Source organism: Methyloversatilis sp. (assembly GCF_030696805.1).
Lineage (GTDB): Bacteria > Pseudomonadota > Gammaproteobacteria > Burkholderiales > Rhodocyclaceae > Methyloversatilis.
In genome coordinates this window covers 1-13,777 of sequence record NZ_JAUYRO010000090.1, presented here as the reverse complement: position 1 = coordinate 13,777, position 13,777 = coordinate 1, and the positions used below count along the sequence as shown (strand labels likewise).

Sequence of the window (13,777 nt, the reverse complement as noted above, 5' to 3'; positions counted from 1 at the left end):
CCAGCCACGTTCCGTCTCGATCCGCGCGTCCTGCGAATACAGCCGCTCGAAGCGCGTGCCGATCGGACTGTCAAACGTCAGATCGACCCAGCGCGCCATGCCGCCGCGCGGGCCCGTCACGTTCATCAGCAGCGGACCGCTGGTGCCGGTGTGGACGACCCTGGCCGTGATTGATTCGGTGCTGAAGCTCATCCTCGATCTCACACTGAGCGTACCCAGATCGATGTCGCCCTTGCCGGAAATGTCCAGCGTATCGCCGGTCAGCCGCTTCACGCTGACGCGGCCGTTGATCGCCTCGAGCTTCACGCCCTGCCCTGCGGTGACGGCATCCATGATGATGTCCTGTTCGGCGATCACCGTCGCGTTGCCGGCTTGCGCCGTAGCCTCGAGCACGGTCACGCTGTTGCCGGACAACAGGTCAAGATTGCCGCGGGCCGTGTAAGCACTGTTGCCGCTGATCGTGCCGCCGGCCTTGATCGACAGGTCGCCATCGGTTTCGATGGTGCCGATCGCGACATCGTCCTTCTCGTCGATCTGCAGGCCGCCCGCGGTCGATATCGCATCGATCATTGCGATGTCGGTTTCGAGTGCATCCGCCAGCGGCAGCGGCGCGCCGTTGTTCCAGGTCGCGCTGCCGATGCCGTCGGTCGCTTCGAGCACAACGCCGGCGCCCGGCGTGGCGGCCACGAGATCGTATGCCCCAAGGTCGCCGCCGTCGTAAATGCCGCCACCGGCAGCGATGCGCAGCGCCTGCGCCGTTGCGTTGGTCGTCGCCTCGATGCGGCCGACCACGACATCGCCCGTGGTGGCGATGTCGATGCGACCGTCGCGGGCACGCAGCGTCGCCCCGTCGGCCATGATGTAGCGCGCGGCCGACAGGTCGATGTTGCCGACCGCCGCCACGTCATTCGCCGACTGCATCACGTCACCGGCGGCATCGAGCAACAGCTTGCCGCCCGCATCAATGGTCCCGATACTCAGATTGCCGGGCGAGCGCAGCGTGACGTCGCCGGCGCTGGACAGCGCGCTGCGTACGTCGAGCGCGCCATCGACGGCGCGCACGTGGATGCCATCGGCGGCTTCCAGTTCGACCCAGCCGTCGGGCGTAGCGCCCAGATCCAGCGCGTCCAGTTCGCTGCTGCCGGCGCCACCGATGGTGGTACCTGCGAACAGGCTGAGGTAGCGCGCCTGGATGTCGCGCTGCAGATCGGACGACACTTCGAGCAGCGCGCCCGCCGAGCGGATGCGGGCCAGGCCCGGTGTGTAGATCTGGTCGATGCGCAGGTCGCCGACCAGACTGGACAGGAACAGATCGCCGCCGGCGCGCGCGGTCACAGTGGCGTTGTTAGCCACCTGCACGATCAGGGCCAGCGTGTCCTGACCGAGATTGCCGCTACCGGCTTCCAGCGTCACGTTGCGCGACTGCACCGCCGCCTGCCCGGTCGTCGCAGCGCTCAGCAGCGCGCCGGCCGTCTTCAGCCGCACGTCAGCCGGGGTCGAGATCGACACCACCCGCACATCCTCTTCCGAGCCGAGGTAGATGCTGTCGGTCGCCGTTGCAGTGATCGTGCCGTTGTTCTGCGCGGTGAAATCGACGTCGTCCTTGCGCAGGATGGTGATGGTCTTCGCATCGGTGTCGATGCGCACGTCGGCACGCTCGGCAGCGATCAACGAGAGCTGCTCATCTTCCGTCCACGCCGTGGGGTTGGTGCCGATCACCAGCGCAGCGCTTTCCTTGCCGATGCCGCGTGCGGCGATCAGCTGGATGTTCTCGCCGATCACATTGGCCTCTTCGATCAGGACTTCCGTGTCCGAAGTGTCCTTGAACAGGCCGGCTGCGATGCGGTTGGTGACTTCGGCTTCGGTCCAGGTGCCGCCGTCGCTCAGCGCACTGGCGCGCGCGGCGTCCTGCGTGGCAACGTTGTAGCTGAAACTCTTGTTGAAGCTGCCGGCATCACCGGTACCGAATTCCGTTGCCGCCTGGTGGAAGAAGGTGGTGCGCTGGTTCTGGTAGGCGGCGATTTCGGCGTCGCCCCAGCCATTGGCGGTACGCAGTGCCTGAGCGGTCTGCGCATCGAGGACGAAGGTGTAGCCGGCGTCATAGGCGACGGCGGTGAAGCCGGTCGATACGCCGCTGGGGTCGAAGTTTTCCTTCAAGCCACGCATCTGCCAGTACTGCAGGTAATCCTGCTTCTTCTGATCGTTGTAGGCCTTCAGCGTCTTGTCGATGCTCAGGTCAGCGCCCGCCGATGCCGTCAGCCGCGCACGCTGTGCCACCTGCAGCAGTTGGGCGCGTGTTTCCACATCGACCTGCTGTGCTTCATTGACGTCGACGATCGAGCCATTGACCGACTCGAGTCGCACGTCTCCACCATTGGCAAACACCGAAAGCAATCTCATGTCGCCGTTGGTTTCGGTCAGCCCGGTGTCGCCTGCAGCACTCGTCTGTATCCACCCGTTCGGCGACCGGACATCGATCTCCAGCGGATCGGCGATGCTGCCTATGCCCGCATTTTCCGATGTGAGCCGCACGAAACCGCCCGCCACGTTGTTGGCCGTACCGTTGGCGTCGACCAGATTGGCGTCCGCCTTCAGGTCGACCAGGCTGCCATTGCCGCCGGTGACATTGACGAGGCGCAGGTCGCCCTTGGTTTCCCACAGGGCGACACCGCCGGTGGCGGTCGCGGTCAGGGCACCCGTGCCCTGAAGGTCGAGCTTGATGTGGTTGCTGCCGGCCGTGGCAGGGCCGCCGATCGAACCGTTGGTCGCCGTCATCGTCAGGTTGCCGGCCACGATCTGGGCGACGTCACCCGCCACGATGCTGGTGCCGGACAGCGACGTGTTTCCAGAGAGATTGCGCACAGCGCCCTGCAGTGCCAGCGCGCCGTTGCTGCTGACGTTCAGCAGACCGGTGTCGTGACCGATGAACTGGATGTTGATCGCCTTCGATGCGTTCAGGCTGTGAACATAGTAGTTGCGCTCGGTCCACTCCCATTCCTTGCGCGACACATACGTTTTCGAGACGCACAGGTCACCGGCGCAGTCGGAACCGTAGCTGTCGACGACCCACAGCGAGTCAACACCCCTGGTCGCGACACCGCTTCGCGTCTTGGTGAAGTCCATGATGTAGTCGGCGGTGCGGTTGTCCTGCGCGAGCCAGTCGCCGCTGATACGTTCGGTCCGCGTGGTCGTCGTGTCACCGCCCGACCGGCCCCCCGGATCCCTGGACAGCGCGTCCAGAAATGCGGCATCGAACAGCAGGCTCTTCGAATAGGTTTCCCACTTGTAGACGTCGTACGTTTCAGCATTGATCCACTTGAAGCGGCGCTCGCCGCGCGGGTTGTAGGACGCGAGCCGGCCGGATGCATCGCCAGACACTGTGACGGTCGGGCTGAGACGATCGGATGAAGCATTTGTCCGCGTGTAGGTGACCTGTCCGTTCAGGCGGGTGATCACCGTCTCCAGCGGCTTGCCATTGAGCTTGGTGCTGGTATCGATGATCTTGATCGTGCCGGCCGCGGCCGATCCGGTATCGAGCCTGTTGAGCGCCAGACTGGCACCCGAGGTGTTGCTGACTTCGATCCGCCCATAGCCGTCGCGCACCTTCAACTGACCGTTGCCGGTACTGAAGATGTCGCCATAAAACTGCATGTAGCCGCCCTCGACCTGGATCGAGCCCAGTTCAAGGGTGTTGCTGGCGCTGTCCCAGCGCACCTTGGGCCTGAACACATCGGCCAGCGTGCTGCCGGCCGACGGCAGTGCCAGCGCGACCCAGCCGCCATTCGCCGCCTTCGCCTGATTGAGCACGGTCGAATTGATCGTCAGGTTGTAGTCGGTGAGCCCGCTCTGGATCAGCCCGTTGATGTTCAGCTTCTCGCCGCTGATGAACACGTTGTTGCCGGCGATGGTGCTGCCTTCGGAGGTCAGCCCGGCGTTGGCGACCGAATACGCCTTGTAGTTGCTGAACCAGGGGGTAGTGGAAAAAGCACCGTTGGCGACGCCGAATTCCGATTTCGCGATCGCCTCGTACTGCTGCTGGTAGCCATTGACGAAATTGCCTGCACTGTTGATGTAGCCGGCGACGACGTCGTACAGCGAAGGGTCGCCCGCGAGGTGGCTGAAGCCGAGCGAGAAGGTCTTGATGAAATCGCCCTTGGTTGCGATATCAATGGTCTGGGCGACGACGTTCGACGCCACGAGCACGGAACCGGTGCTTTCGATCTTGACGATGCCGCGCGCGTTGGACAGATCGCCATCGACATGGACTTCCGGCTTCAGCGCATTCAGGTTGACCGGATCTTCAAAGGTGTTCTTCAGCAGGATCTTCGGGTCGGGCGAATTGGTGCGATCGACCACGTTGCCGGCGGCGAAACCAGCCACCTGACCGTACTGGTTGCGGGCATTGATTTCGGCCGTTGAACTGACCCGCACGCCGTTGAGCGTGACCAGACCACCGGCCTCGCCGGGGATGCACAGCGCCGCCACACAATCGAGCGCCGCAACACCCGGCTTGATGCGCAGGAACTGGTTGCCGTTGTTGATCACTTCGATGATCGAATCGCCCGGTGCGATCAACTCCGCTGACGAGGCGCCCTTGAGCCAGTCACCGGTGATGCTGATGTTGCCCGTGTAGGCGGCGGCGGGGTTTACATCGACGAAATTCACGGTCGCCCCGACACCCAGCTGTGTCTGACGCGCCTGCAGTATCTGGATGTCGTTCAGGAAACCGTTGGCGACATCCGGATTGTCATTGACGTACTCGTTGTAGAGCAGTTGCAGCGCGTCGATCCGGCTCTGGATTTCCCGCTGCAGCGACACGTTGTTGCGGCGGCTGAAGCTCATGTTCTCGGACTGGCGCACCACCTGGCCGTTGGCACCGAATTCCAGATACTGGTGATGACGGGTGCCGGCGAACACGGTGCCATTGACGTCGACGCCGGAGCGCGAGTCGGTGAATTGCGAACCACCCTTGATGTCGAGGCTGAGGTCGTCGTCGAAAATCCTGCCCAGCGCTTCGAGCGCCTCACGGTACAGGTCGGTGCCGCTGCCGTAGCCGCGCGTCGTGTGGCTGCCTTCGCCCGCCTTCAGATCGATGTCCTTGACCGAGGCGACGGCGGCGCGTGCGATCTGCTGCTCACGGATGCCGGTGATGCCGGTCAGGTCTGCGCTGTAGGCGGCGATGTTGATGCGGTTGTCCTGGCGGATTTCGCCGTGTGCATCCGGCACGCTGTTGATCGGAATGACCGTCTTGTTCCACAGCCGGGTTTCGGCATCGGCAACCAGGTTGTTGTTGTGCCCGGCCAGCAGGCGGATGTTTTCTTCCGATTCGAGCCTCGCACCGTTCAGGTGGATGTCATTGCTGGTGATCAGGCGCGACAGCGACTCGCCGGACGGCGCACCGGCCAGTCCGTAGGTCTTGCTCTGCGCTTCGGTATCGACCACCGCTTCGGTACGCGCATCGAGCACGATGTCGCCGTCGCTCTGCAGCAGCGTTCCGGCGCCGACCGTGATGTCGGCGTCGTTGCGGTTGGCCAGTATGAAGGATTCCGTGTGCGCAATCGCGATCGCCCCGCCGGTGTCGAGCAGCACCGCGTCGTACACGTCGATGTCGTTCTTCGCGCCGATCCGTATCGCACCGGCGTTCAGGCCGGTGACATTGCTGCCGATGAACGCGTTGCTGCCGATCAGTACATCGGTGTCGTTATGGATGGTCGATACACTGGCGCCCGACGCACCCGACAGGATGCCGCCCGAGGCCGCCTGCACCGTCCAGCCTGCGCCGGCCGAACCCTTGATGACGCGGGTTTCGGCATCGATGTCGACCGTCTGCGCGTTCTCGATGCGGGTGCCGTTCAGCAGTTCAACCCTGGTCGTGTTGTCCACCGTATTGCTGACCCACGCGCCGGAGTAGCCGGCTACCGACGCCGACGTGCTGTCGGCGGTACCCTGGAAGTCGGTGGTGTGCTTGGCGTCGATATCGATCGTGGCCGCGCGCAGCGTGCCGGCGACCCGGGTAGTGGTGACTGCGTCGGCGTCGTTGACCACGCTGGCAGCCAGCAACGTACCGAGGCCGCCGGCACCGGACGTGGCTCCGGCGTCCAGCTCATCACTGCTTTCGCTGCGAATGACAATGCTGCCGGCGTTGATCGCGCCGGCGCCGATCAGCGCTTCAGTCGTGCTGTCGACCGTCGTTTCCGCACTGTTGCCACCGGCCGCAATGAAGCCGATCGCGATGCCGCTCACGTCGCTGAGCCCGCTTACGCGCGACTTGGAAAGCAGGTTGAACGCCCCGTTGCCCAGCTTGATGTCGTGGCCTGTGCCCATCTGTACGCGCGTGGCCGACTCCACCGTCGCAATGGCTTCGGTGGCCGTTGCGCCGAGCAGCAGACCACCGCCGGCGGCCAGTGCATCGGCCGACGCGGTGCGCCGCCCGGCGCGTGGCAGTGTTTCCGCTTTCAGGCTGAGACTGCCCGCCGTGACATCGAAGCCGGTGCCGATGGTCACCAGCGAATCGGTATCCACCGTGGCTTCGGCCAGCGACACGCCGATCGACAGGCCAGCCGACACGGCGATACCCACGGTGACCGCTTCGGCCACCGGGTCGCTGTCGGCACGGATCTGCGTCAGGCCGCCGACCGTCGTCACCTTCACGTTGTTGCCGACGGTCGCTTTTGCGGCAGACACGTCGCTCACCTTGGCGTCCGCGCCAGCACCGGCCACGATGCCCCCGGCCGCCGCAATCACCTCACCCTTTGAAGTGGTGCGGGACTGGCCATACACGTCTAGCGAGCGCGCCGTGATGTCGGCGTCCTGAAGCAGTCGTGCTTCGGCCGAACTGGTTTCATCGACGTAGGCAATGGCGGCACCGATGCCCACGACACCCACGGCGGCAGCGCCCCCTTCGGCATCGAGGTTGTGATCGACCTTTGCGTTGACCGTCACGCTGCCGGCATTCGCCGTGACCCTGCCGCCGAGGCTGGCGGTGGCGGTCGAGGATTTTTCGTGCCAGGCGAAGCTGGCGGCCAGTCCGGCCAGACCCGCGCCGCCGGCATAGGTGCGCAGCTTCGACACGTCGGGCTGATCGCCGGTCGCCCGGACCACGATGTTGCCGCCGGAGGTGGTCGTGCCGGCCAGGCTGGCCAGCGTACGGTCTTCGACCATCGAAATCGCGATGCCACCGCCCAGTGACACGCCGCCCGAAATGGCCGCGCCGACCGCCGTGGCATCGGTGTCGCTGCGCGTGTGCGCCAGCACTTCGATGTTGCCGCCGGCGTTCAGCGTGGCGCCGCCGGCCACCGTTGCGGCGGCCGAGGTGTTTGCCGGTGTCGCGTTGAAATCGGACGATGCATTGATGCCGGCACGCGCCGTGTTGGCCCGCGCGGCAGACTGATCGGCAGCATCGGTATCACTGTCGATCTGGTTGCCGGTGGCGCTGCGCGACGCCAGTTCGGTCGCCTTGCTGACCGATCCGGTGGTGTTGTCGCTGGCGTCGCCATCCGGCCGGGTGCCGATGGAAATGACCGATACCGCTCCGGCGATGCCGGCACTCAGACCGCCTGCCGCCGCGACAGTGGTCGAATCGACATCGCGCACACTGTCGGCCGTCACGGAAATGCTGCCGTCCGCCGTGATCTGCGCGCCGGTGGCGACGGTGGCCGAAGCGCCGCTGCGCACCAGTACGACATCGACCGCGGCACCGACACCGGCGCCGCCGATGCCCACACCCAGACTGCCGAGACCACTGTCGACCCGGATCAGGTCATCAGCGTCGATCACCACGTTCTGCGCAGCGCCGCCGAAGGTGGCGTCCGAATTGATGAGCACCCCGGTGCCGACCTGTGCATCGGTGGTGCCCTTGGCCAGCACCACGTTGATCGTGCCGGCCACGCCGGCGCCGCCGGCGGCGGCGGCGGTGGCGGCCAGCACTTCCTGATCGAAATCGGAATCGGCCCGGATGGTCGTGACGCCATCGGCATCGAGCCGGCTGGTGCCGCTGACCCGGGCCAGCGTGGCCTGTTCGACGACCGTCACGACGGCCGTGATGCCGACCCCCGCTACACCGCTGACCGCGAGCGCACCGGCATCGATGTCGACTTCGGTGTCCGACGTGGCTTCGACCTTGATCGAGCCCTGTGACTCGAGATCGGCGTTGTTGACCAGCGCCTGCGTGGTGCCATCGACCAGCAGCACGCCGATGGTGCCCGCCAGACCGGCGTAGGTGCCGCCACCGACGGCGACGATGGCCTGTTCAAACTTGCTGGTCGAACCGGCATCGACGGTCACGGCCCTGTTTGCCTTCAGCGTGGCGTTGTCTGCCCGGGCTGTCGTGACGTGCGACACCACCGCCGTGTCAGCCGCTCCGCCGATGCCCGCATCGCCGCCAATCGCCGCGCCGCCCGTGGCGGAGCCGATCTGGTCGTGGTGATAGGCGGCGACGCGCGCTTCCTGATCGCTGCTGCCCAGGCTGGCGTTGAGCGTGGCCCCGTTGGTGACCTGGGCCGTCGTGCTGCCCCCCATCATCGCGATGCCGACCGTCGCTGCCACACCGGCATTGCCGCCACCGGCTGCACTGAGCGCGATGTTCTCGACCATCGCGGTGGATGACGCCACCACGCTGACGCCCTTCACGGTGTCCTTCTGCTGACGACCGGACAGGGGCTGCTGCGACGGCAGCTTGCTGCTGTCGTAGGCACGCAGCGCACCATTGTCGACAAGTTCGCCCGAGCCGCCACCGAGCGCGGTCACCGAAGTGTTGGCACCGGTCACTTCTGCCGTCGTCGTCGACTGGATGTCGTTGAAGGCGATGCCGCCGGCTGCGCCGATGCTGCCGCCGAACGCCACGCTGCCGGCGCGCGACTTGATGAAGTCATCCGCTTCCGCCGTCACCACCGCGTTGCCGGTCGCATTGACGATCGCACCGTCGTCGATGCGCGCGGTCGTGCCGCCGCCGGCGTTGTTCAGTGCGATCGAGCCGGCGAAGCCGGCGGTACCCGCCGCCGAGCCGGCAATCGCCCACACGTCGAGCGTGCCCTGACGCTCCGCATCGACGCGCACATTGGCGCCATCGGCACTGCCGCCCGACAGTTCGGCACGCACTTCGCCACCGATCGAGTTGTACGACCCGGCAGCGCCAACCGCTGCGGTGCCGGCACCGCTCGCCGCGCCGGAAATCGACAGGATTTCAGATTCGTCGCGCGCCTTGATCGTGATGTCGCCGCTGGCATCGAGGTCGGAGCCCGACGCGTGGGCCACGGTGCTGTTGCTGATCGTGTTGATGCCCAGCGAACCGGTCACGGCCACCTTGGCCGAGCCGCCGCCGCCTGCGGCGATCGCCTCGATCTCTGCGTTCTCGGTGGCTTCGAGGCGGATGCTCTTGCCATCGACATCCGAGTTGGTCACCAGTGCTTCGGTGGTGTTGTCAATCACGTTGTAGGCCACGCCGACGCCGACAGCCGCACCACCCAGCGACAGCGCCGCGCTGCCGGCGATAGACAGCATGCCGGAGGTGTCGCGCGCCGTTACGATGACGGCATTGTTGTCCGCCTGTGCCTTAGATCCGACGATGCTGGCGCTGACCGTGTTGTCCGTTTCGACCGACGAGAACGATCCGGATACCGCAACCTTGTCCGCCACGCCGCCGGCCACTGCCGTGGCATCGATCCGCGTGTCGGCGCTCGCATCGACCTTCAGTTCGCCGTTCGTCGTGCGCACGTCGGCACCGCCGGCGATGGTCGCCTTCACCGTGTTGCCGACCTCGCTCCAGGCGACCGATGCGCCGATGCCCGCATTGCCGCTGGTCGCACCGATGGCGCCGGCCAGCGCGAAGATTTCCGAGTCGTCCTTCGCCAGCACGGCGATGCCGCTGGCGGCGTCCATGCCGAGCGCGGTCTTCTTGCCGCGGACGCGTGCCTCGGTCGTATTGGTGATGGTGTTGACCGCCACGGCGCCGGAACCGGCCAGCGGCCCCTTGCTCAGACCGAGCGAGGCCGAAATGGTGTCGATGTCGTTGTCGGTCTGAGCGTCAAGAGTGATGCTGCCGCCGGCCTGCAGATCGGAGTCATCGACATACACGAGGGTGTCGTTGTCGAGCTTGTTCCAGGCAAACGACAGGCCGATGCCGGCCTTGCCGCCGAAGGCGATGGCGCCTGCCACCGACTGGATGCCGGAGAAATCGCTCGCCCCGATGAACGCGTTGGTCACGCCGCTCAGCGACGAACGCGCGACATAGGCATGCGTGGTGTTGCTGATTTCGTTGACCGACACCGAACCGGCCACGCCCGCCTTGCCCTTGGCACCGGCCAGCGTGGCTGACAGGGTCTTGATGTTGCCATCGACGTCGGCGTCGAGCGTCAGCGTGCCGTTCTGGGTCACGATCGCGTCGGCGATGTAGGCGCTGGTGGTGCCGGCAAGCGTGTTCTGCGCGTACGAGCCGGCAATGCTGTTGCCGTCCTGCTGGGTCGATATGGTCACCGCGCCGGACAGCGCATTGATGTCCAGCGTGTTGTCTGCGGTGACCGACACATTGTCGGCCTGCTGGATCTCGACGCCGCTGGAAATGTAGGCCAGCGTGTCGGCTTCGATGTCATTGACCGACGCGTCGCCCGATACGGCGATGCCGAACTTGCCCTTGCCGGCGCCGGAGCCCGACGAACCGGAGCCGGCCGAACCGCCACTCGACGAACCCGATCCGGCGACGGCAGCACTGCCGCCGCCATCCTGGGTTTCGCCTGCATCGGCCGGCACATCGGTTTGCGACTTGCTGTTGGTGGCCACTGCGCCGGCCAGCGAATAGGCACCGATTTCGGTGTCTGCCGTGGCATTCAACGTGAGGTCGTCGCCCACCTTGATGAGGCCGGTGGCCGGCGTCAGATCGAGGAGGGGGTCGCGGTTGCCGATGAAGGCGCGCACGTCGGCGTCCAGCGTGTTGAGCGACACCGACAGACCGATGCCCACCGGACCCTTGGTGACGACGATGCCGCCAGCCACCGAAATCGTCCGGATTTCGCTGTCCGCCTCGATGGTCAGGTTCTTGCCCGCATCGACCTTTGCCTTGTCGTCGATGTAGGCGATCGTGTCGGTGCGCACCGTATTCATCGACAGTGCGCCCTGGATGCCGACCTGATCGGAACTGCCGCCCGCCTCGGTCACGGTGACCATCTGGTTGTTGCTTTCGGCCTTGACCTCGACATCCTGCTCGGCGCGCACGTCGGCACCATCGCGGATGCCCGCCACCGCCTCGCCGCTGATGCTCAGCACATTGGCTGAACCGCCGATCGCCGCCTTGCCGCCGCTGCTGCCGAGGAATTTCTTCGACAGGATGCCGACGGCGTTGACGGTGTTGATGTCGTTCTTCGCATGGACGTCGACCGACTGCGCACTGAGGTCCAGTGTCGGATCGACTGCTTTGTCATACCGAGTATTGACCTTTGCGCCCTCGCCGACCCACGCATTGGAATTGTTTTCCAGCGTGAACACGGTCACCGCCGCCGCCAGGCCGACACCGCTCTTGCCGCTGGCCGAATTCAGTGCGAACGTGGTCAGCACCAGGTCGAGCAGATTGCCCTGCAGGTGATTCAGGATGACGGCCGGCGAGCTCCAGTCGATCTGCCAGGGGTACGGAATGTGGGTCTGCGCATCGACCCGGATTGCACCGCGGGCGTCCACCTCGGCCAGGTCGCCGATCCAGGCATCGCTGTTGTTCTCGAAATTCGCGATCACCACCGAGCCGCCGATGGCGGTGCCGGTCGAGGTGGCCTTGGCGTCGGCACTCGCACTCGGGCGGTCATTGATCAGGGACACCACATCGATCTTGCCCTGCGCCTTCACGCTCGCACCGGCCGCAATGCTGGCGCTGGCGTTGTTTTCCGAGTCGGTGTAGGACACGGCACCGGCGGCATTGAACTTGCCCTCCTTGATGCCCGGGAACATGAAGTCGGTGATCTTGCTGGCCGTGCCGGAACTCACCAAGCCAGTGGCACCGAGTATCGAATTGCCGACATTGCGCTGGATGCCAGCGGTGAAATTCGTCATCTTCGCCGACAGCGTGTTCGGGTTGCCCAGCGTCGCCGCTTCGGCAGCGCTGCTGTTCTTGGCGATGTCGGTTTTCGCGTCCACCTTGACGTCGCCGTTGGTGGTCGTGACGTCGCCACCCAATGTGGCCGTGGTGTTCGTGGTCGAGGTGGTCACCGCGACGGATATGCCCAGACCGCTGCCACCGGTGTTCGACGCGATCGCGCCAGCCGAAATGTCGGCCTTGGTGTTCGCTTCGACCGCGACCGACCCGGCCGTGGTCGTCGTGTCGTCGCCGACGACGGCGCTGGTGGTGGCGTTGTTGGACGCACGCACGAAGGTCGCATCGATCGGCTTGTTGGTCGAATTGACGCTGGCGGTCACGTTCAGCTCGGTGTCGGTCACGGCCTTGACCGATGTCGCGTTGCCGCTGATCAGCTTCGTCGTGCCTTGAACCTTGGTCTCGGCGATCGCCGTGGATTCACCCCATGCCACCGAGAAGACGATCAGCCCGGCAAACGTGGGCTTGGCGGCCGACGTGGCGGACGAGGACAACGTCAGCGTGTCGGTCGCCGTCAGTTCGGTCGCGCCATTGACGGTGACGCGCGCGGTCGATTCCGAAAGCGATACCAGCGGGATGCTGGAAAAATCGAACAGCTGATCGTTCAGCAGTTGCACCTCGCCGCTGTCTTCGGCCGGCAGCCAGCTCTGGTCGGCCAGCCGCAGCGCATTGCCCAGCACGTTGAAAGTGAGCGAGGTGTCCGACGTCGCCGCGACATCGATCTTGCGACCGCTGATTTCGCTGGCGACCCCGTTATGGTCGCCGATGGTCACATCGGCCGTGGCGATCTTCTCGAAGCCGGCACGCGCGCCGGCATGCGCCTTGATCGTCACGTCACCGCTGCCGCTGATGCGCGAACCCTTGATTTCGGTCAGCGCGGTGGCGTCGGTCGTGATGGCAAGGTATTCGCCGCCGGGTCCGTCGGAAATGTCGTCCATTTCCGTGTCAAGAAACGTCTGCGCCTGCGACAGCGTCATATTCGGCGCGGTTTCCAGCAACTGGACGATCTGCGAGGTATCCGCCAGCGCCGACAGCTTGATGTTGCCGCCACGTATCGTCGCGCCTTCGACCTTGATGCTCGCGGCAGCCGAGCGCACCGCACCGATTGCATTGATGTCGCTCGCCAGCAGGCTGACATCGCCGGCGGCGAAGCTGCCGGTCGAATGGGCAAGCACCTTGCTGCCCGACTTCAGTTCGATTTCGCGCGCCTCGAAGGTGATGCTGCCGGAATCGCCGATAGACGCACCATCCACGTGATCGCTGGCGACCAGGCGGCTGGACACGAGGATGTTCTCGTTGACCGTGATCTTCCGGGTCGCCTGCAGCAGCAGGTTGGCCCCGGACACGGTAACCCCGCTGTCCGCGCCCGCCGGCACGCCGGTGTAGCCGCCGGCACCGCGCAGCAGATTCGCGCTGAGCACGATGTTCAGCGGATCGATCAGCACCAGGCCCGCTGCGCCGCCCGCCCTCCCGTCAGCCAGAAACTGACCGCCGGCCAGTTCCACCGTGTCCTTCGCCGAGAATTCGACGAAACCGCCGTCGCCGCTCGCCCCGGCACTCGCGTCCATCACCGCACCACTGCGGATGACCGCACTGCGCTCGGCCATCGAATACACGCGGCCGCCGTCCGAATCCGCGCCGTCACCCGCCGCCGTCACCATCGCGTCGATGTCGACCAGGATGTCGCGCCCGGCCTTCAGTTCGATC

The 13,777-nt window shown here is 65.5% G+C and carries 1 protein-coding gene; it reads right to left on the bottom strand.

Annotated features, from left to right (window positions below; translation table 11 throughout):
• On the bottom strand, positions 1 to 13,777 hold a 13,777-nt coding region (locus Q8R75_RS14190; RefSeq protein ID WP_305663772.1), incomplete at both ends, for a hypothetical protein.